General features: G+C 71.5%; 17 protein-coding genes and 2 pseudogenes. 11 read left to right on the top strand and 8 right to left on the bottom strand.

The features are described from left to right. Both M878_RS93765 and M878_RS56405 read left to right on the top strand, forming a co-directional pair. Positions 1-400 (top strand): annotated as a pseudogene (locus M878_RS93765) (oxidoreductase); the annotation flags it as partial. A 54-nt stretch (positions 401-454) separates the two neighbouring features. Further along, on the top strand, positions 455-787 hold the full coding sequence (locus M878_RS56405; protein ID WP_023545336.1) for a hypothetical protein: 333 nt from the start codon (positions 455-457) through the stop codon (positions 785-787). A gap of 10 nt (positions 788-797) precedes the next feature. Here the strand turns inward: M878_RS56405 and M878_RS56400 are convergent, their stop codons facing one another. Beyond that, positions 798-1,094, bottom strand: coding sequence for a YciI family protein (locus tag M878_RS56400; protein WP_023545335.1), 297 nt, complete (start codon positions 1,092-1,094; stop codon positions 798-800). A 61-nt stretch (positions 1,095-1,155) separates the two neighbouring features. Between M878_RS56400 and M878_RS56395 the strand changes: the two genes are divergently transcribed. Further along, positions 1,156-1,917: an endonuclease V gene (locus tag M878_RS56395; RefSeq protein ID WP_031224290.1), complete on the top strand. Its 762-nt coding sequence runs from the start codon at positions 1,156-1,158 to the stop codon at positions 1,915-1,917. Here M878_RS56395 and M878_RS56390 read toward each other — a convergent pair. Beyond that, the gene (locus tag M878_RS56390; protein WP_023545333.1) at positions 1,881-2,069 is read right to left on the bottom strand and encodes a hypothetical protein; all 189 of its coding nucleotides are present in this window, start codon (positions 2,067-2,069) and stop codon (positions 1,881-1,883) included. The two genes, M878_RS56395 and M878_RS56390, sit on opposite strands and share 37 nt — an antisense overlap. A 121-nt stretch (positions 2,070-2,190) precedes the next feature. Then, complete coding sequence (locus M878_RS56385) at positions 2,191-3,390, bottom strand: saccharopine dehydrogenase family protein (RefSeq protein ID WP_031224288.1); 1,200 nt, start codon at positions 3,388-3,390, stop codon at positions 2,191-2,193. A gap of 304 nt (positions 3,391-3,694) precedes the next feature. Between M878_RS56385 and M878_RS56380 the strand changes: the two genes are divergently transcribed. From M878_RS56380 to M878_RS56370, 3 genes are read left to right on the top strand one after another with little or no spacing between them, the layout of a single operon-like run. Then, positions 3,695-4,852, top strand: coding sequence for a CaiB/BaiF CoA transferase family protein (locus tag M878_RS56380; RefSeq protein WP_023545331.1), 1,158 nt, complete (start codon positions 3,695-3,697; stop codon positions 4,850-4,852). A 43-nt stretch (positions 4,853-4,895) separates the two neighbouring features. Beyond that, complete coding sequence (locus tag M878_RS56375; RefSeq protein WP_023545330.1) at positions 4,896-6,110, top strand: acetyl-CoA C-acetyltransferase; 1,215 nt, start codon at positions 4,896-4,898, stop codon at positions 6,108-6,110. A 41-nt stretch (positions 6,111-6,151) separates the two neighbouring features. Then, positions 6,152-8,323 carry a 3-hydroxyacyl-CoA dehydrogenase NAD-binding domain-containing protein gene (locus M878_RS56370; protein ID WP_023545329.1) on the top strand — a complete coding sequence of 724 codons (2,172 nt, stop codon included), beginning with the start codon at positions 6,152-6,154 and terminating at the stop codon, positions 8,321-8,323. Here M878_RS56370 and M878_RS56365 read toward each other — a convergent pair. Beyond that, on the bottom strand, positions 8,313-9,062 hold the full coding sequence (locus tag M878_RS56365) for a MerR family transcriptional regulator (protein ID WP_023545328.1): 750 nt from the start codon (positions 9,060-9,062) through the stop codon (positions 8,313-8,315). The genes M878_RS56370 and M878_RS56365 overlap by 11 nt on opposite strands. 236 nt (positions 9,063-9,298) lie before the next feature. On the opposite strand from M878_RS56365, the gene M878_RS56360 reads away from it, so the two are divergent. Continuing rightward, positions 9,299-10,765, top strand: coding sequence for an amino acid permease (locus M878_RS56360; protein WP_023545327.1), 1,467 nt, complete (start codon positions 9,299-9,301; stop codon positions 10,763-10,765). Positions 10,766-10,889: 124 nt separating this feature from the next. Beyond that, a complete protein-coding gene (locus M878_RS56355) occupies positions 10,890-11,807 on the top strand; it encodes a PfkB family carbohydrate kinase (protein ID WP_023545326.1) in 918 nt (305 codons plus the stop codon). 12 nt (positions 11,808-11,819) lie between these two features. On the opposite strand, the gene M878_RS56350 is transcribed toward M878_RS56355, so the two are convergent. Further along, positions 11,820-13,334 carry a M1 family metallopeptidase gene (locus tag M878_RS56350; RefSeq protein ID WP_023545325.1) on the bottom strand — a complete coding sequence of 505 codons (1,515 nt, stop codon included), beginning with the start codon at positions 13,332-13,334 and terminating at the stop codon, positions 11,820-11,822. Between the two features lie 186 nt (positions 13,335-13,520). On the opposite strand from M878_RS56350, the gene M878_RS56345 reads away from it, so the two are divergent. Next, a complete protein-coding gene (locus M878_RS56345) occupies positions 13,521-15,497 on the top strand; it encodes a Xaa-Pro dipeptidyl-peptidase (protein WP_023545324.1) in 1,977 nt (658 codons plus the stop codon). Between the two features lie 132 nt (positions 15,498-15,629). Here M878_RS56345 and M878_RS56340 read toward each other — a convergent pair. Beyond that, positions 15,630-15,971, bottom strand: a pseudogene (locus M878_RS56340) (FAD-dependent oxidoreductase); the annotation flags it as partial. A 100-nt stretch (positions 15,972-16,071) separates the two neighbouring features. Between M878_RS56340 and M878_RS56335 the strand changes: the two are divergent. Together M878_RS56335 and M878_RS56330 are read left to right on the top strand one after the other, a co-directional pair. Further along, positions 16,072-17,097, top strand: a complete 1,026-nt coding sequence (locus M878_RS56335) for a hypothetical protein (RefSeq protein WP_023545322.1) — start codon at positions 16,072-16,074, stop codon at positions 17,095-17,097. 145 nt (positions 17,098-17,242) lie between these two features. Further along, positions 17,243-18,883, top strand: a complete 1,641-nt coding sequence (locus M878_RS56330; protein ID WP_031224282.1) for an ABC-F family ATP-binding cassette domain-containing protein — start codon at positions 17,243-17,245, stop codon at positions 18,881-18,883. A 33-nt stretch (positions 18,884-18,916) separates the two neighbouring features. On the opposite strand, the gene M878_RS000000101755 is transcribed toward M878_RS56330, so the two are convergent. Together M878_RS000000101755 and M878_RS97345 are read right to left on the bottom strand one after the other, a co-directional pair. After that, positions 18,917-19,027: a mycothiol transferase gene (locus M878_RS000000101755; protein WP_023545320.1), complete on the bottom strand. Its 111-nt coding sequence runs from the start codon at positions 19,025-19,027 to the stop codon at positions 18,917-18,919. A gap of 392 nt (positions 19,028-19,419) precedes the next feature. Then, the gene (locus M878_RS97345; RefSeq protein ID WP_023545318.1) at positions 19,420-19,587 is read right to left on the bottom strand and encodes a hypothetical protein; all 168 of its coding nucleotides are present in this window, start codon (positions 19,585-19,587) and stop codon (positions 19,420-19,422) included. Between the last annotated feature and the right edge of the window lie 38 nt (positions 19,588-19,625).

Below are 19,625 nucleotides of genomic sequence, written 5' to 3'. Positions count from 1 at the left end.
CTGACCTGGACGGCCGCCGACACGCCGGTCCCGGCCGGCGATCCCGCCAAGGGCGTCTTCGCGCTCGCCTTCCGCGACCGCGGCCACGGCCTCGCCGTAGGCGGCGACTACCGGCCCGGCCGGCCCTCGCCGCACTCCGCCGCCGTCACCGCGGACGGTCGGCCGCACCTGGACGCCGGCCACCACGCCCCCGCCCGCCTATCGCTCCGGGGCCGCCTGGCTGCCGCACAGCCGCACCGCCGCGCTCGCCGTCGGCCCCACCGGCACCGACCTGACCACGGACGCCGGCCGCACCTGGCGGACGATCGACACCGGCTCGTACGACACCGTGGCCTGCACGCCCGACCTCAGCTGCTGGGCGGCCGGCGAGAACGGGCGAGTGGCGCGGCTGGAACGCTGAGGTGAGCGAACCGGGTACTCGTCTCCCACGCGAAGTGCGAGGAAGGGAGCGATCATGCCCGCCGGTTCCAGCTCCAAGCGCGAGCGCCAGTACGAGCACATCAAGAAGAGCGCGCAGGACCGGGGCGAGAGCACCAGGCGCGCCGAGGAGATCGCCGCACGGACCGTGAACAAGGAACGTGCCCGTTCCGGCGAGTCCAGGACCGCGAGCCGCACCTCGGCCAAGGACATGTCGTCCGGCGAGCGCGGCGGCAAGCGGTCGGGCCACGGGTCCCAGGGCCCGACCTACGACCAGCTGTACAACGAGGCGAAGCAGCGCGGCATCGAGGGCCGTTCGCATATGAACAAGGGTCAGCTGCAGCGCGCGCTGAACGCCGAGAAGGGCTGACGCCCGCTCCTCAGGCCGGCGTCTGCCGGTGGCGCTCCAGCTCCGGAACCGTCTTCGTGGCGACGAACTCCGTGACGCGGTACGTGCACACGCCGCCGGCGGTGAACGGGTCGCCGGCGACGATCTCCTCGATCCGGGAGCGGTCCTCGGCGACGGCGAGGATCACTCCGCCGTCCCGGGGGTTCTTGCGCCCGGAGGCCAGGAAGAAGCCCTTCTCGTACTGCTCCTCCAGCCACGCCACGTGGTCCGGCAGCAGCGCGTCGACGGCGTCGAGGGGCGCGGTGTAGGTCAACTCCAGTACGAACATGATCGCGAGCCTACCCCCGGGCTACGACAGACGGGCACCGGCCCGTACAGTCGACGTCACGATGACGACCGTAGGCGTACCCGCGGGCTGGCCCGCGACCGAGGACGAGGCTCGCGCGGTACAGGACGAGCTGCGTGGCCAGGTGGTGCTCGACGAGCCCGGACCGGAGCCCGGGACGGGCCATGTCACGGGTGTCGACGTCGCCTACGACGACGATCGCGACCTGGTCGCCGCGGCGGCCGTGGTGCTGGACGCCGCCACCCTGGACGTGGTGGCCGAGGCGACGGCCGTCGGCCGGGTCTCCTTCCCCTACGTGCCCGGCCTCCTCGCCTTCCGCGAGATCCCCACCGTCCGGGCCGCCCTGGACCGCCTGCCCTGTCCGCCCGGCCTGGTCGTCTGTGACGGCTACGGCCTCGCCCATCCGCGCCGCTTCGGCCTCGCGAGCCACCTCGGTGTGCTCACCGGCCTGCCGGTCATCGGCGTCGCCAAGAACCCGTTCACCTTCACCTACGACGAGCCCGGGGCGGAGCGGGGCGCTTCCGCTCCGCTGCTCGCGGGCACCGAGGAGGTAGGCCGCGCGCTGCGCACCCGGGACGGTGTCAAACCGGTCTTCGTCTCCGTCGGCCACCGGGTGAGCCTGGACAACGCCTTGGCCCACACCTTGGCCCTGACCCCGCGCTACCGGCTGCCGGAGACCACGCGCCGCGCGGACGCCCTGTGCCGCCGGGCCCTCCAGGAGGCGGCACAAAACGCCGCGGGGGCGGCATGCAGTGACGCGGGCGGCGCTCAGGAGGCGACGATGCGCCAGGCGCCGACCTCCTGATACCCCGAGTCGTAGACGGCCGAGCCGTCGCCCGGTTCGAGGGCGTAGTGGCGGAGGTTGCCGCCCCAGTAGCGCAGGATCCGCCCCAGCTCACCGGCGCGGTCCTGCGCCGACGCACCCTCGTCCACGGTCACTTCGAGCACGAACTTCATGCCTCACCCGTCTCCTTCGGCTTCGCCTCTTCGGCCGGGCTTCCATCGTTTCATTGAAAGACCTGGTGAGACTTTCGAGGCGATAGAAGCAGGCCAAGGGGCAGAGTCGGGTACGCAAGTCTCAAACCGGTGGGGAGGCGCCCGGGCCGGTGGCCGCCACCCGGAAGGTGATCCCCGCGGCGCGCAGCCGCTCGGTCAGGGCGTCGCCCATCGCCTGTGCCGTGGTGACCTGCCCGGCCGTCGGCGGGAGGTCGTCGAAGGCCAGGCACAGGGCCGCTTCGGCGAACATCTTCGCCGTCTCGTCGTAGCCGGGGTCGCCGCCCGCGACCTCCGTGCACACGCGCCGCCCGCCGCCCTCGCCGACGAACCGCACCGTGAACCGGCTCCTCGCCCGCTTCTCCGCGCTCGGTCCGTCCCCCGGCCGCAGCCGGTCCGACAACCAGCGTCGCGCGGGCGGCAGTTGGGCGGCGGCCAGCACCGCGCCGACGGCGGCGACCCCGCCGAGGGCGACCGGCAGGTGCCGCACCGCCGCGTAGTGCCGGTAGCGGAAGTCGGGGCCGTACCGGTCGAGGGCCTTGGCCGAGCGGCGCACGATCTGCGGGTCGACGGTCGGCAGCGGCAGGGCCCATGCGCCGACCTCCTGGGCGAACCGGGGCGCGCCCGTGGGTGCCGCGACCCGGCGTCCCATCAGCCGCGGCTCGTGCCGGCCCCGTTCGCGCGCCGCTGCCAGCATGTGCCGGCCGCGCGCGAACTGGTTCAGCGCCGAGGCCAGGGTGCCGCCGGAGAAGGCGGCGTCGACGCTCACATAGCCGTCCACGGTCAGCGGCACCCCCTCCGGCAGCTGCCGGACCGTGAAGTACACGCCCAGGTCGTGGGGTACGGAGTCGAAGCCGCAGGCGTGCACCAGCCGCGCACCCGTCTCCCGCGCGCGTGTGTCGTGCCGGACGTACATCAGGTCCACGAACTCCGGCTCGCCGGCCAGGTCCAGATAGTCGGTGCCGGAGTCCGCACAGGCGGCGACCAGTTCCTCGCCGTACAGCACGTACGGCCCGACGGTCGTGGCCACCACGCGCGCGTGCTCGGCGAGGGCGCGCAGGCTCGCGGGTTCGGACACGTCGGCCCGCAGGACGCCGACCTCCGCGCCGCCGGGCAGCCTCTCGCGCAGCCGCTCCAGCTTCCGTTCGTCCCGGCCCGCCACCGCCCAGCGCAGTTCCTTCGGCGCGTGTGCGGCGAGATACTCCGCCGTGAGGGTGCCGACGAATCCGGTGGCTCCGAAGAGCACGAGGTCATAGGGACGATTCGTCCTGTTCAGCCTGCTCATGACACCCCTTGGTCCCGCAGCTCGCGCCGCTGTCGGTGGCTGAGGCTAGCGTGAGGAGAACGCGTGAAGACGACCAGCCCGGAGGCAGTGGTGGCCGCAGCCGAGAACGCCCTGAGGAAGTTGGAGAGAGCACGCGCACTCCACACCCCTCGCGGCGCACCCGCCTCTCACTCTCCCGGGTGATCCGCGCACAGCCGGGCACTTGGCTAAGCGCTTGCTCGTTGGGTCTTGTGTCCGGTGGAACGTGTTCTTAGCATCGCCGGTGTTACATCAGTTGTGTCACACAGGTCAGGGGGCTGGACGCATGACGACGGCAGGGACGCCGGCGACGCCGGGCGCCGGTCCGCTCTCCGGTGTGCGCGTGGTCGAGCTGGCCGGCATCGGGCCCGGCCCGTTCGCCGCCATGCTCCTCGCGGACCTGGGCGCCGATGTGGTCCGGGTGGACCGCCCGGGCGGCCCCGGCCTCGCGATCGACCCCGCGTACGACATCACCAACCGCAACAAGCGCTCGATCGTGGTCGACCTGAAGGCACCGGACGGCCCCGCGCGTGTGCTGGACCTCGCCGAGCGGGCCGACATCCTCATCGAGGGCTACCGCCCGGGCGTCGCCGAGCGACTCGGCGTCGGCCCCGAGGACTGCCGTGCCCGCAACCCCCGCCTGGTCTACGGCCGTATGACCGGCTGGGGCCAGGACGGCCCGCTCGCCGACCGCGCGGGCCACGACGTGGCCTACATCGCGCTCACCGGGACCCTCGGCATGATCGGCCGCCCGGACGAGCCCCCGGCCGTCCCCGCGAACCTGCTCGGCGACTACGCGGGCGGCTCGCTCTACCTGGTGGTGGGCGTCCTCGCCGCCCTGCACCACGCCCGCGCGACCGGCACCGGACAGGTCGTCGACGCTGCCATCGTCGACGGCACGGCCCATCTGTCCGCGATGATCCACGGCATGCTGGCGGCCGGCGGCTGGCAGGACCGGCGCGCCGCCAACCTCCTGGACGGCGGCTGCCCCTACTACGGCACCTACGAGACGGCCGACGGCAAATACATAGCGGTCGGCGCCCTGGAGGGGCAGTTCTACGCGGAGTTCCTGCGCCTGCTCGGCCTGGACGACCTGGCGCCGGCCCGCAAGGACTGGACCCGCTGGGGCGAGCTGCGCGAGCGCGTCGCCGCCCGCTTCAAATCCCGCACCCGCGACGAGTGGACGGCCCTCTTCGAGGGAACCGACGCCTGTGTGGCCCCCGTGCTGTCCCTGCGCGAGGCCCCGCAGCACCCGCATCTCGCCGCCCGCGGCACCTTCACCGAACACGCGGGCATCACCCAGCCGGCTCCCGCGCCCCGGTTCTCCGCGACCCCCACCGCCGTCCGCACCGGCCCGGCCCTGCCGGGCGCGGACACGGAGACGGTGGCACGCGACTGGGGGATACCCGCACCCGTGAACGACGCGGTCACCGACGCCGACTGACCCCGCCCACCCCGCTCGGCCCACCCTCCCGAAAGGCACACCAGTGAGCACCGAAGCGTACGTGTACGACGCGATCCGCACCCCGCGCGGCCGCGGCAAGGCGAACGGCGCCCTGCACGGCACCAAGCCCATCGACCTGGTCGTCGGTCTCATCCACGAGATCCGCGACCGCTTCCCCGGCCTCGACCCGGCCGCCGTCGACGACATCGTGCTCGGTGTCGTCGGACCGGTCGGCGACCAGGGCTCCGACATCGCCCGGATCGCCGCGATCGCCGCCGGACTGCCGGACACGGTCGCGGGCGTGCAGGAGAACCGCTTCTGTGCGTCGGGCCTGGAAGCCGTCAACCTGGCCGCGGCCAAGGTCCGTTCGGGCTGGGAGGACCTGGTCCTCGCGGGCGGCGTGGAGTCCATGTCCCGGGTCCCGATGGCCTCCGACGGGGGCGCCTGGTTCAACGACCCGATGACCAACCTCGCCGTGAACTTCGTGCCGCAGGGCATCGGCGCCGACCTGATCGCCACGATCGAGGGCCTCTCCCGGCGGGACGTCGACGAGTACGCGGCCCTGTCACAGGAGCGTGCGGCCACGGCCTGGAAGGAGGGCCGCTTCGAGCGCTCGGTCGTCCCCGTGAAGGACCGCAGCGGCCTCGTCGTCCTCGACCACGACGAGCACCTGCGCCCCGGCACCACCGCCGACTCCCTCGCGAAGCTCAAGCCGTCGTTCGCCGACATCGGCGAGCTGGGCGGCTTCGACGCCGTCGCCCTGCAGAAGTACCACTGGGTGGAGAAGATCGACCACGTCCACCACGCGGGCAACTCCTCCGGCATCGTGGACGGCGCCTCGCTCGTCGCGATCGGCTCCAAGGAGGTCGGCGAGCGCTACGGCCTCACCCCGCGCGCGCGGATCGTCTCCGCGGCCGTCTCCGGCTCCGAGCCGACCATCATGCTCACCGGGCCCGCCCCCGCCACCCGCAAGGCCCTGGCGAAGGCCGGCCTCACCATCGACGACATCGACCTGGTCGAGATCAACGAGGCGTTCGCCGCGGTCGTCCTGCGCTTCGTCAAGGACATGGGCCTCAGCCTCGACAAGGTCAACGTCAACGGCGGCGCCATCGCCCTCGGCCACCCGCTCGGCGCGACCGGCGCGATGATCCTCGGCTCGCTCATCGACGAACTCGAGCGCCAGGACAAGCGCTACGGCCTCGCCACCCTCTGCGTCGGCGGCGGCATGGGCATCGCCACCGTCGTCGAGCGCATCTGAACTCCCCGCGGAATCACCAGACCTCAACGGAGACGACTGTCATGACCGAGAGCACCACCATCCGCTGGGAGCAGGACGACACGGGTGTCGTCACCCTCGTCCTGGACGACCCGAACCAGTCCGCGAACACCATGAACCAGGCGTTCCGTGACTCCCTCGCCGCGATCACCGACCGGCTCGAGGCCGAGCGGGACTCGATCCGCGGCATCATCTTCACCTCCGCCAAGAAGACCTTCTTCGCGGGCGGCGACCTGCGCGACCTGATCCGGGTCACCCCGGAGACCGCCCAGGACCTCTTCGACGGCGGCCTCGCCATCAAGCGGAACCTGCGCCGCATCGAGACCCTCGGCAAGCCGGTCGTCGCCGCGATCAACGGCGCCGCCCTGGGCGGCGGCTTCGAACTGGCCCTCGCCTGCCACCACCGGGTCGCCCTCGACATCTCCGGCACCAAGATCGGCTGCCCCGAGGTCACCCTCGGCCTGCTCCCCGGAGGCGGCGGAGTCGTCCGCACCGTACGGCTGCTCGGCATCGCCGACGCCCTGCTGAAAGTGCTCCTCCAGGGCCAGCAGTACAACGCACGGCGCGCCCAGGAGAACGGCCTCGTCCACGAGGTCGCCGCCACGCCCGGGGAACTGCTCGCCAAGGCCCGCGCCTTCATCGACGCGAACCCCGAGTCGCAGCAGCCCTGGGACAAGCCCGGCTACAGGATCCCGGGCGGTACGCCCGCCAACCCGAAGTTCGCCGCCAACCTGCCCGCCTTCCCGGCCAACCTGCGCAAGCAGACGAACGGCGCGCCCTACCCGGCCCCGCGCAACATCCTCGCCGCCGCCGTCGAGGGCTCTCAGGTCGACTTCGAGACCGCCCAGGTCATCGAGGCCCGCTACTTCGTGGAGCTGGCCGCCGGGCAGACCTCGAAGAACATGATCCAGGCGTTCTTCTTCGACCTCCAGGCCGTCAACTCCGGCGCCAACCGCCCGAAGGGCATCGAGCCCCGCCAGGTCCGCAAGGTCGCCGTCCTCGGTGCCGGCATGATGGGCGCCGGCATCGCCTACTCGTGCGCCCGCGCCGGCATCGACGTCGTCCTGAAGGACGTCTCCCAGGAAGCGGCCGCCAAGGGCAAGGGTTACTCCGAGAAGCTGTGCGCCAAGGCCGTCGCCAAGGGCCGTACCAGTCAGGAGAAGGCGGACGCGCTGCTCGCCCGGATCACGCCCACCGCCGAGGTCTCCGACCTCGCGGGCTGCGACGCGGTGATCGAGGCCGTGTTCGAGGACACCGCGCTCAAGCACAAGGTGTTCCAGGAGATCGAGTCCGTCGTCGCCCCGGACGCGCTGCTGTGCTCCAACACCTCCACCCTGCCCATCACCACCCTCGCCGAGGGCGTGGAGCGCCAGACCGACTTCATCGGGCTGCACTTCTTCTCACCGGTCGACAAGATGCCGCTGGTCGAGATCATCAAGGGCGAGCGCACCGGCGACGAGGCCCTGGCCCGGGCCTTCGACCTGGTCCGGCAGATCAACAAGACGCCGATCGTCGTGAACGACTCGCGCGGCTTCTTCACCTCCCGGGTGATCGGCCACTTCATCAACGAGGGCGTCGCCATGGTCGGCGAGGGCATCGAGCCCGCCTCCGTGGAGCAGGCCGCCGCCCAGGCCGGCTACCCCGCCAAGGTCCTCTCCCTCATGGACGAGCTGACCCTCACCCTCCCGCGCAAGATCCGCGGCGAGACGAAGCGGGCCGTGGAGGAGGCCGGCGGCACCTGGACGGCGCACCCGGCGGAGGCGGTCATCGACCGCATGGTCGACGAGTTCGGCCGCCCCGGCCGCAGCGGCGGCGCAGGGTTCTACGACTACACCGAGGACGGCAGGCGGGCCGGACTGTGGCCGGGCCTGCGCGAGCACTTCGGCAAGCCCGGGTACGAGATCCCGTTCCGGGACATGCAGGAGCGGATGCTCTTCGCCGAGGCGCTCGACACCGTACGGCTCCTTGAGGAGGGCGTCCTGACCTCGGTCGCCGACGCCAACATCGGCTCGATCTTCGGCATCGGCTTCCCGGGCTGGACCGGCGGTGTGCTGCAGTACATCAATGGCTATGAAGGTGGCCTCCCGGGCTTCGTGGCCCGCGCGCGGGAACTCGCCGAGGCCTACGGCGAGCGGTTCACTCCGCCCGCGCTGCTCGTGGAGAAGGCCGAGAAGGGGGAGCGTTTCAGCGACTGACGTCCGGCTCCGGATCTGAGAGGTCCGGAGCCGATCCGCTGACCCACTCGCTCAGCTCTTCCCGCAGCGACCGCTGGAACGTCGTCAGCAGCGCCTGCACCACCAAGGGGTGCATGTGCGCCGACAGGGACCTCACGTCCTGGGCGTCCCGCTCGGCCACCTCGCCGCGGAAGAGCTGGGAGAGTTCGTGAGCCGCGGCGCGCGAGTGCTCGATGAGCACCTTGCGCGCCGCGAGGATCACCTCCTGCGACAGCGGTACGTCGAGGAGCTGCACCCCGAGCCGGAGGAGCCCTGAGTCGGCACGGAAGGTGTCACCGTCCGCCTCCGTGATCACGTTCATCGCGGCCAGCCGCTCGACATCCTCGGCGGACAGCGGCCGCCCGGCCCGCCGCTCCAGTTCCCGCCGTGACACCGTGTCCACCGCGTCCGGCGCCCAGGACGCCACCACGGCACGGTGAATGGCCAGGTCGTGCGGGGTGAGATCGGGCGGCAGCTGCCGCAGGTACCGCTCGATCGCCGCCAGTGTCATGCCCTGCTGCTGCAACTCCTCGATGAGAGCCAGCCGCGCCACATGCCCGGGGCCGTAACGGCCCACCCGGCGCGGACCGATCTCCGGCGGCGGGAGCAGCCCCTTGCTGCCGTAGAAGCGGACGGTGCGGACCGTGACGCCCGCCCGGGCGGCCAGCTCGTCGATGGTGAGGGCCTGCTCCTCGGCATCGCTCCTCGCGTCGGTCGTCATATGCAGCAGTATCGCTGTCTCACCAGAAGTGTGAAACCCATGGTGAACGTCGCATGACGCCCGAGTGGATCGTGTGAGAAGCAACGCTCTGTGACATGGGCCACCGCGTACCTGCGGATCTTTCTGGGAAGCTGCTGCCTTGGTCTGTGCCGCAACTCGACAGGGTGGTGCGGGCCGAGCCCTGCACGACCCCCGGACCCACAAGGACCGGGCGCACCAGGAAAGTGGTACCACCCGTGAGCAAGGACGCCGTGGATTCGGCACAGGCCGTAGCCCCTGCCCAGACGGCGGCGACGCCCGCGGACGCGGGCGACGCCGGTTACAGCAAGGACCTCAAGGCCCGCCACATCAACATGATCGCCATCGGCGGCGCCATCGGCACCGGCCTCCTCCTGGGCGCCGGCGGCCGCCTGCACAACGCCGGCCCGGCACTCGCCCTGGCCTACCTGGTCTGCGGCGTCTTCGCCTTCTTCGTCGTCCGGGCCCTGGGCGAGCTGGTCCTGTACCGGCCGTCCTCCGGCTCCTTCGTGTCGTACGCGCGCGAATTCCTCGGCGAGAAGGGTGCCTACGTCGCCGGCTGGATGTACTTCCTGAACTGGTCGACCACCGGTATCGCCGACATCACCGCGATCGCGCTCTACACGCACTACTGGAGCTTCTTCACCTCGATCCCGCAGTGGGTGCTCGCCCTGATCGCCCTCGCGGTGGTCCTGGCCGTGAACCTGATCTCGGTGAAGATCTTCGGCGAGATGGAGTTCTGGTTCGCGATCATCAAGGTCGCCACCATCGTCGGCTTCATGCTGATCAGCATTTTCCTGCTCGCCACCCAGCACAAGGTCGGCGGCCACACCCCCGGCCTGAGCGTGATCACCGACCACGGTGGCATCTTCCCGCACGGCCTGATGCCGGTCGTCCTGGTCATGCAGGGCGTGATCTTCGCCTACGCCGCCCTGGAGCTGGTCGGCGTGGCCGCCGGCGAGACCGCCGAGCCGGAGAAGGTCGTCCCGCGCGCGGTGAACTCGATCATGTGGCGCGTGGGCCTGTTCTACGTCGGCTCGGTCGTGCTGCTCGCCCTGCTGCTGCCGGGTTCCGTGTACTCCGCCGACCAGAGCCCGTTCGTCACGGTCCTGTCCAAGATCGGCGTCCCGGCGGCCGGTGACGTGATGAACCTGGTCGTGCTGACCGCCGCGATGTCCTCGCTGAACTCCGGTCTGTACTCCACCGGCCGCATCCTGCGCTCGATGGCCATGGCGGGCTCCGCCCCGAAGTTCACCGCCAGGATGAGCCGCAGCCAGGTGCCCTACGGCGGCATCCTGCTGACCTGCGCGGTCTGTGTGCTCGGCGTCGGCCTGAACTACCTGGTGCCCAGCCAGGCCTTCGAGATCGTGCTGAACGTCGCCTCCCTCGGGATCATCAGCACCTGGGTCATCATCATGATCTGCCACATGGTCTTCGTCCGCCGCGCCCGCGCGGGCCTGGTCGACCGGCCGCACTTCCAGCTGAAGTTCAGCCCGTTCACCGAGATCGCCACGATCGCCTTCCTGTTGGTCTGCCTCGGCATGATGTGGAACGACCCCGACGTAGGCCGCAAGACCATCCTGCTGATCCCGGTGATCGCCGTCCTGCTGGTCGCCGGCTGGTTCGGGGTGCGCCGCCGGGTGTCCGCCAACACCGACAAGGAACTGTCGCAGCTGACGAAGTAGCAGCACGGGGAAACCCAACAGCCACTGTCAGTGGCATCGCCTACGGTGGCGTCATGCCGGAGATCACATATGTCCGGGGTGGCGCCACCGTGCCGTCGGCTGTACGACCAGAGGGAGGGCGGGGATGACCTCACAGAGCGATGCCGCGGACGTGCTGGTGCTGGGTGGCGCGGGGGTGGACACGATCATCCAGGTTCCCGCCCTGCCCCTCCCGTACGCCGACAGCTACATGATCGACACCGGGATCCGCACCCGGGCCGGGCAGACCGGTGACTTCATCGCGCTGGGCCTCGCTGCCCTGGGTCTGCGCACCCACCACCTCGATCTGCTCGGCGACGACCCCGAGGGCGACCTGGTGCGGGCCCTGCACCGCGAGCACGGCATCGGACTGACCGCGCTCCCGCAGCCCGCCGGGACCAAGCGGGCGGTCAACCTCGTCGGCCCCGACGGCCGCCGCCTGTCCCTGTACGACACCAGCCGCGCCCGCCCCGGCGACCGCTTCCCGCCGGAGACGCTGCGCACGCTGGCCGGGGCGAGCCGGCACGTCCATGTGACGATCACCCAGCCCTGCGCCGAGGCGCTCACGGTGCTGACCGCGACGGGCGTCCCGCTGTCCACGGATCTGCACGACTGGGACGGCGAGAACCCGTACCACGAACCGTTCGCGTACGCGGCGGACGTGGTCTTCCTGTCGGCCGCCGCGCTGACCGACCCCGAGCGGACCCTGCGCCGCATCGCCGAGCGGGGCCGGGCCCGGACCGTCGTCGCCACCGCGGGAGCCGAGGGCGCGTATCTGCTGGCCGACGGCGAGCTGACCCGCGTGCCCGCGGTGCCGCCGCCCGCACCGGTGGTGGACTCCAACGGCGCGGGCGACGCCTTCGCCGCAGCGTTCCTCTACGGCCGCCTCAGTGGCGAGCCGCCGGAGAGCTGCGCCCGCTACGGCGCCGTAGCGGGCGCGTACGCCTGCACGGTCCCGGCCTCCCGGACGGAGTCGATAGGCCGGGCCGAACTGCTCGAGCGGGCGGCCGAACCGAGACCTTAGCCCACAGTGGGGTCAGCGCCCCCGCGCCTCCTGTGCCGCCTCCTGGCCGTCGTGGGCCGCCTCGATCTTCTTCCACGACTTCGGCTGGGCCACCTTCGTGCTCGCCTTCGCCAGGGACGCGGCGCCCCCCGCGGGCGCGGCCGGCTTCGACGGCTGGAACAGCCAGGTGTCGAACAGCGAGGCAAGCGGCTTGCCGGAGACCTGCTCGGCGTACCGCTCGAAGTCGGCCACCGAGGCGTTGCCGTACGCGTGCTCCTGCGGCCAGCCCTTCAGGATGGCGAAGAACGCGTCGTCACCGACCGCCTTGCGCAGCGCCTGGATGGCCAGGGCACCCCGGTCGTAGACCGCGGCGTCGAACTGCTTGTCCGGGCCGGGATCGCCGGGCTTGACCGTCCAGAACGGGTCGTCGGCCGGGTGCGAGGCGTACACGTAGTCGGCCAGCTCCTGAGTGGTGCCCTCGCCCTCGTGCTCGGACCACAGCCACTGCGCGTAGGTCGCGAAGCCCTCGTTGATCCAGATGTCCTTCCAGCCCTTCAGCGACACGTCGTCGCCGTACCACTGGTGGGCCAGTTCGTGCACGACCACCGAGGCGTTGGCGCCCTTCGCGAACTGCTTCGGGCTGTAGTACACGCGGGTCTGGGTCTCCAGCGCGTACCCGGTGGTGGTGTTCGGCACATATCCGCCGGCCGTGCTGAACGGATACGGCCCGAAGTAGTTGCTCAGCCAGTCGACGATCTCCCCGGTGCGCTCCACGCTCGCCCGCGCGGCACCGTCGTTGTCGCCGAGGTCCTTGCTGTAGGCGTTGATGACCGGTACCCCGCCGTCGGAGGTGCCCGTGGTGATGTCGAACTTGCCGATGGCGAGGGTGGCCAGATAGGTCGCCTGCGGTTTGTTCTGCCGCCAGCTGTAGCGGGTCCAGCCCAGCTTCGAACTGGTCGCCTGCAGCGTGCCGTTGGAGATGGCCTGGGTGCCGTCCGGCACGGCCACCGACACGTCGTAGGTGGCCTTGTCGCTCGGGTGGTCGTTGCTCGGGAACCACCACCAGGCGGCCTCGGGCTCGTCGGCGGCCACCGCGCCGTCGGGCGTGCGGTGCCAGCTGTTGAACCCGTAGGCGGTCTTCGTCGACGGCACCCCGCTGTAGCGGACGACGACCGTGATCGGCGTGCCCTTGGCCAGCGGCGTCTTCGGCGTGATCACCAGTTCGTGCTGCTGGGAGTGCGTGAAGGCGGCCTTGGCGCCGTTGACCCGTACCTCGCTCACGTCCAGCAGGAAGTCCAGGTCGAAGCTGGACAGGTCCTGTGTGGTCTTCGCCAGGATCGTCGTCGTGCCCTGCAGCTCGTCCGTCTTCGGCTGGTATTGGAGCCTCAGGTCGTAGTGCGAGACGTCGTAGCCGCCGTTGCCGTAGTACGGGTAGTAGGGATCGCCGATGCCCGGCGCGCCGGGGGAGTAGCTCGCGGCCGATGCCGGGATCGCCAGCAGGAGGGAGGCCGCCGCGAGTGCCCCAGGCGCGATGATTCTGCGGTGCACGTAAGCTCCAAGTCGTCTGGACTGCAGGTCCGTTCGGAGAACTCTGTACGGAGCCTATTCACTCCCTGTGGCCCCTGGCCTGTCCATGGCCCCTGCTGTCACACGATCGCCATTCAGCCGTCATGAGCCCGCGTGCCTCCGTAAAGTCCTCTTCTGTACGGGAGTTCACCGGGGTACCGTCCGCGCATGCCGATTCGCACCCTCATCCGCAGGCGTCTCACGATCCGGAGAACGCTCGCGACAGCGGTCGTCGCCATCCTGACGGCCGCCTTCCTCAGCCCGGCCGCCGCGCAGGCCACCACCCGCCAGAGCCGGACGGCCCGCGAGAGCCGGCCCGTCTACTCCTACGCCCACGCCATCCGCGAGTCCGTCTGGGTCGACACCGGCCTCGACAAGGACGGCGACGGGAAGGCCGACCGCGTCGCCGCCGACATCGTCCGGCCCGCCGAACCCGCCTCCCAGGGCCGCAAGGTGCCTGTCATCATGGACGCGAGCCCCTACTACTCCTGCTGCGGACGCGGCAACGAGAGCCAGGTCAAGACGTACGACGCGCAGGGCCACGTCGTCCAGATGCCGCTGTTCTACGACAACTACTTCGTGCCCCGCGGCTACGCCTTCGTCGGCGTCGACCTCGCCGGCACCAACCGCTCCGACGGCTGCGTGGACGTCGGCGGCCGCTCCGACATCCAGTCCGCGAAGGCCGTCATCGACTGGCTGAACGGCCGCGCCACGGCGTACACGAGCCGGACCGGGACGCAGACCGTCAAAGCCACCTGGACCAACGGCAGGACGGGCATGATCGGCAAGAGCTGGGACGCCACGATCGCCAACGGCGTCGCCGCCACCGGCGTCAAGGGCCTGAAGACCATCGTCCCGATCAGCGGCATCTCCTCCTGGTACGACTACTACTTCGCCCAGGGCGCCCCGCTGAACGACGGCGGCCCCGCCGACCTCGCCGGCTACGTCGAGAGCGACCTGGCGCACGCCCACTGCGCGGCCGTACAGAAGACCCTCACCGACGGCAGCCCGCGCAGCGGCGACTGGACCCCGCTGTGGACCGAGCGGAACTACGTCCAGGACGCGGCGAAGGTGCGAGCAAGCGTCTTCCTGGTGCACGGCATGCAGGACCTCAACGTCCGCACCAAGCACTTCGGCCAGTGGTGGGACGCCCTCGCCAAGCATGGTGTGCACCGGAAGATCTGGCTCTCCCAGACCGGGCACGTCGACCCCTTCGACTACCGGCGCGGCGCCTGGGTCGACACCCTGCACCGCTGGTTCGACCATGAACTCCTCGGCTACGACAACGGCATCGACCGCGAGCCGATGGCCGACATCGAACGCCACCCCGACCAGTGGGTCACCTCCCGCGTCTGGCCGCCGCAGACCACCAGCAGCACCGTCCTGCACCCGGCCCCCGGCACCAAGGCCGGCGTCGGCACGCTCGGACTGCGCCCCGCGACCGGCACCGCGACCTTCACGGACGACCCGAAGCTGAGCGAGACCGACTGGGCCGCGCATCTGACCACATCCAGTCCCGAGAAGTCCGGTTTCCTGACCGCACCGCTCACCCATGACCTCCGGCTGTCCGGTTCGTCCACGGTGACGGTGACCGCGACCCCGACCACCACGTCGGCTCATCTTTCCGCCGTCCTGGTAGACGTCGGCCCCGACACCATCCGCGACTATGCCGACAGCGCCGAGGGCATCACCACCCTCACCAACCGCACCTGCTGGGGCGAGAGCATGGCCGGGGACAGCGCCTGCTTCAAGGAGACCAAGGCCAAGACGGCCAAGGTCGACTACACCGTGTTCAGCCGCGGCTGGGCCGACCTCGGCCACTACGCGTCCCTGGACAAGGGCGTCCCGCTCACCCCGGGCAAGGCATACACGATGACTCTCCGTCTCGCGGCCACCGACCATGTCGTCCCCAAGGGCCACCGGCTGGCCCTGATCATCGCGGGCACGGACAAGGACCTCATCGACCCGCCCGCCTCGAAGCCGACGCTCACGGTCGATCTCTCCGGTACGACGGCCGCCCTTCCGCTGGTCGGCGGCGCGTCGGCGTTCACCCGCGCCACGTCCGGCGCGGTGGCCACGGCGCCTGCGCCCGGCACCCTGGAAGGGGTTCGCGTGCCCAGCGCGGTGCGGCGCATCCCGATGTAGTCTGCCGTCGGCCTGATAGCGCCGGTGAGCGCCCCCAACCCCTGCCCCAGCCGCAGCACAGGGCGCCTCTCAGGCGGCCGGGAACGCCAGCCCGGCCGCCTCCCGCGCACACCCCCCACGCCACCGTGGTCCCGGCCCCGCCACCACTCTGCCGGACACCGCCCGCAGGCTCGCCACCCGGCCCGCCCACGCGCCCAGTTCGTCCAGCGAGGTCCCCTGGTGTACACCGTCGACCAGGCGTACGCCCGTCTCCTCGGGCCGGTCCGCCAACTCCTCGTACACGACGAGGGACGCCAGCGCCCATGCGCTGACCAGAGGCTCGGGTTCGATGCGATACGGCCGCCACAGGCCACCGGCGACCGCCGAGGTCGTACGCTCGGCGGGCTCCCGAGCCCAGACCCGTACCCGCCGCCCGGACTCGGCCGGCACCACGGCCGTCGTCAGCCCGGCGACCCCGCTCCCGACCACGATCACTTCGTCCCCCGGCTCGCTGTCCACGCCAGGACGACAGCCCTGTCCCGACGAGTCTCCCCTGGCGCGCTCACATTCGTACCGGCGTGGGGATACTCACCACATGTCTGCCGCATACGCGACCTTCGGCCTGGCTCCGGCGATCCGTGCCGGCGGTGTGCTCGCCGACGGCGGCTACCAGGTCCACCGTGACTTCGTGGACTTCGTCGTGGACGGCCGTCCGCTGCTCTTCCAGCTCTCCGACCTGGACGCCGTTTCCCCGCTCGCCTCGGACATCCCGCCCGCCATCTTCACGGAACAGGTGCGGGCCCTGCTGCTGGAGGCCGACCCACCGCTCCCGGACGGCCGGTTCGTCATCTACGGCTGCCCCGAGTGCGCCGACCTGGGCTGCGGGGCGGTCACCGCCGTCATCGAGCGCGACGGCGAGGACTACATCTGGCGGGATTTCGCCTGGCAGACGGACGAACACGCCGACCTGGAGCTCAACGGCTACCAGGGCGTGGGGCCGTTCCGCTTCCATGGTGCCGAATACCGCGCCGCCCTGACCTCCCTGAGCGAAGGCCTGTCGCGCCGCCGCGTGCTGCTGATCGGCGCCCGGGTCGCGGTCCTGGCCAAGCTGGCCGCCGCGCTGCGCACCATCGGCATCGGCGCCGACATCACCCAGGACGCGCGCGCCGTCCCCGCCGAGGAACTGCGCGGCTACGGCGCGGTCGCCTTCGGGCGCGCGGTCGGCGAGGCCGAACGGGCCGCCGTACTGCAGGCCTTCGAGCGCGCCGGGGTCGAGGTCGCCCGGGTGGACGGACTGGCCCCGATCGTGCCGCTGCTCGTCGCCCAGATCGAGCACGCCCTGGACCGCAGCCCGCTCCCACAGCGCCGGCTCACCACGCTGGCCGCCGCCGAAGGTGCCGCGGAGGTCGAGGTGACCTCGGCGTGCCGGGTGCGGATCACCGCCTACCGCCTCGACCGGCTCTACCGCACCCACGCCCGCGAGGTCTTCGACGGCGTCCTGGAGCCCGGCCGGCACCGCGTCCCGCTGGATCCGCGGGCGGTCAAGGGGGAGGCGTACGTCGTCGCCCGTACGACGGGAGGGGTGCTCGCGGCGCCGGTCACCGGCGGGAGACGCGGCTGAGGTGCGGGTGCAGGGCCTGCCGGGAGACGCGGCTGAGGTGCGGGTGCAGGGCCTGCCGGGAGACGCGGCTGAGGTGCGGGTGCAGGGCCCGCTGGGAAACGCGGCTGAGGTGCGGGTGCGGAGGCCCATTAGGATCGGCGTCCTGATGACTGCCACCCTCGTCGCCAAGAACCTCGCCGCCGGGCACGGCGACCGTTCCCTGTTCTCCGGGCTCGACCTCGTCGTCGCGCCCGGCGACGTGATCGGTCTCGTCGGTGCCAACGGCGCGGGCAAGTCCACCCTGCTGCGGCTGCTCGCCGGACTGACCCCGCCCGAACTGGGCGAGCTGCGGCTGTCCCCGTCGGCCGCGACCGTCGGCCATCTGCCGCAGGAGCCGGAGCGCAGGCCGGGGGAGACCGTCCGGGAGTTCCTGGCCCGCCGCACCGGCGTCGCCGAGGCACAGCGCGTCATGGACGAGGCCACCCAGGCCCTGGTCGAGGGCGCGCCCGGAGCCGACGACGCCTACGCGACCGCCCTGGAGCGCTGGCTCGGCCTCGGCGGCGCCGATCTGGACGAACGCGCGGAGGACGTCGCCGACTCCCTCGGCCTCGCCGTCGGCCTGGACCAGCCGATGACCGCCCTCTCCGGCGGCCAGGCCGCCCGCGCCGGCCTGGCGTCCCTCCTCCTGTCCCGCTACGACGTCTTCCTCCTGGACGAGCCCACCAACGACCTCGACCTCGACGGCCTGGAGCGCCTGGAAGGCTTCGTCACCGGCCTTCGCGCCGGCACGGTCGTCGTCAGCCACGACCGCGAGTTTCTCACCCGCACGGTCACCAAGGTCCTCGAACTCGACCTCGCCCAGCGGCAGATCAACCTCTACGGCGGCGGCTACGAGGCCTACCTGGAGGAACGCGAGGTCGCCCGCCGGCACGCCCGCGAGGGCTACGAGGAGTACGCCGACAAGAGGGCCGCCCTCCAGGACCGGGCGCAGATGCAACGGGCCTGGATGGACAAGGGCGTGAAGAACGCCCGGCGCAAGGCGGGCAACGACAACGACAAGATCGGCCGCAAGTTCCGCAGTGAGGCCAGCGAGAAGCAGGCCGCCAAGGCCCGGCAGACCCAGCGCATGATCGAGCGCCTGGAGGTGGTCGAGGAGCCGCGCAAGGAGTGGGAACTGCGGATGGAGATCGCCGCCGCCGCGCGCTCCGGCGCGGTTGTCGCGACCCTGCGCGACGCCGAGGTCCGGCGCGGCGACTTCACCTTCGGCCCGGCGTCTTTGCAGATCGACTGGGCGGACCGGGTCGCGATCACCGGGGCCAACGGCGCCGGCAAGTCGACCCTGCTCGGCGCGCTGCTCGGCCGGGTCCCGCTGGACTCAGGACATGCGGCGCTCGGCTCCGGAGTCCTGGTCGGCGAGGTCGACCAGGCCCGCAAGCTGTTCCACGGCACCGAGACCCTGCTGGACGCGTTCCACGCGGCCGTCCCCGACACCGAGCCGGGCGACGTCCGCACCCTGCTCGCCAAGTTCGGCCTGAAGTCCGATCACGTCCTGCGCCCGGCCGCGACCCTCTCCCCGGGCGAACGCACCCGCGCCGCCCTGGCCCTCCTCCAGGGCCGGGGCGTCAACCTCCTGGTCCTGGACGAGCCCACCAACCACCTGGACCTCCCCGCCATCGAACAACTGGAGTCCGCCCTCGACTCCTACGAGGGCACACTGCTCCTGGTCACCCACGACCGCCGCATGCTGGACGCGGTCCGGGTGACCCGCCGTCTGGAGGTGGCGGACGGGAAGGTGACCGAGCGGTAACGCTCCGCTGGTCGTGCCGTCAGCCGTCAGCCGTCATTCGACTGCGGCGCCGTCGTGGCCCGCGGACCCGTCGATCAACTCCCGTACGACGTCGGCGTGTCCGGCGTGCCGGTGGGTCTCGGCGATCAGTCGGAGTGCGCCCACGCCGTGCGGTACCCGGCGACGATGTCCTCGCGCGCCTCGTCGGCCCGCGCCCACAGATCGGCGTCCGGCTCCGCGTCCCCGGTGATCCACAGCGGCAAGCCCCTCCAGCCTCCACAGCAGCACGTCGCGTGCGTCCTGGAGACAGACGCGTAGGTCGTCCCTGGGATCGGTCGTGAGGCCACTCTGCCGACGGGACGATCTTCAGGCCATGGGCTTACGGGCGAGACGGGCGCAGGTCTGGCGAGCGGGCACATGCCCGGGGCGCGGTCGAGGGCGCCGTCGACGTCCGGCAGCTGTGCGTCGTCCGCCGTCCGATGGCCGTGTCCGTCGTGCCGTAGATCGGAGGGTGCGCGTGCCGCTCTCCCTCTCGGCCCTGACGCGCGGACGGCGGGTCACATACCCGTCCGCCTGCCGAGTTCGTAGGTGATCCGGTACGGCTCCGGCAGCGTGCCCACCGCCCGGTCGTGCGCGGTGAGCGTGCCGTCGCCCGGTTCGGCCCAGGCGGTCTCGTACCCCCGGCTCTCGCTGACGTCCCAGGTGATGACGGGTGTTGTCGGCATATCCGGCACCGTACGGCACGGGGCCGGAGCCGCAATGG

Source organism: Streptomyces roseochromogenus subsp. oscitans DS 12.976, from assembly GCF_000497445.1.
Lineage (GTDB): Bacteria > Actinomycetota > Actinomycetes > Streptomycetales > Streptomycetaceae > Streptomyces > Streptomyces oscitans.
This window is presented reverse-complemented; position numbering and strand designations above follow the sequence as displayed.

Bases quoted from the DNA above. Each gene is read 5' to 3' on its own strand.
- M878_RS56405 (WP_023545336.1), top strand. From the start codon at position 455: ATGCCCGCCGGTTCCAGCTCCAAGCGCGAGCGCCAGTACGAGCACATC.
- M878_RS56400 (WP_023545335.1), bottom strand. From the start codon at position 1,094: ATGTTCGTACTGGAGTTGACCTACACCGCGCCCCTCGACGCCGTCGAC.
- M878_RS56395 (WP_031224290.1), top strand. From the start codon at position 1,156: ATGACGACCGTAGGCGTACCCGCGGGCTGGCCCGCGACCGAGGACGAG.
- M878_RS56390 (WP_023545333.1), bottom strand. From the start codon at position 2,069: ATGAAGTTCGTGCTCGAAGTGACCGTGGACGAGGGTGCGTCGGCGCAG.
- M878_RS56385 (WP_031224288.1), bottom strand. From the start codon at position 3,390: ATGAGCAGGCTGAACAGGACGAATCGTCCCTATGACCTCGTGCTCTTC.
- M878_RS56380 (WP_023545331.1), top strand. From the start codon at position 3,695: ATGACGACGGCAGGGACGCCGGCGACGCCGGGCGCCGGTCCGCTCTCC.
- M878_RS56370 (WP_023545329.1), top strand. From the start codon at position 6,152: ATGACCGAGAGCACCACCATCCGCTGGGAGCAGGACGACACGGGTGTC.
- M878_RS56365 (WP_023545328.1), bottom strand. From the start codon at position 9,062: ATGACGACCGACGCGAGGAGCGATGCCGAGGAGCAGGCCCTCACCATC.
- M878_RS56355 (WP_023545326.1), top strand. From the start codon at position 10,890: ATGACCTCACAGAGCGATGCCGCGGACGTGCTGGTGCTGGGTGGCGCG.
- M878_RS56345 (WP_023545324.1), top strand. From the start codon at position 13,521: ATGCCGATTCGCACCCTCATCCGCAGGCGTCTCACGATCCGGAGAACG.
- M878_RS56335 (WP_023545322.1), top strand. From the start codon at position 16,072: ATGTCTGCCGCATACGCGACCTTCGGCCTGGCTCCGGCGATCCGTGCC.
- M878_RS56330 (WP_031224282.1), top strand. From the start codon at position 17,243: ATGACTGCCACCCTCGTCGCCAAGAACCTCGCCGCCGGGCACGGCGAC.
- M878_RS97345 (WP_023545318.1), bottom strand. From the start codon at position 19,587: ATGCCGACAACACCCGTCATCACCTGGGACGTCAGCGAGAGCCGGGGG.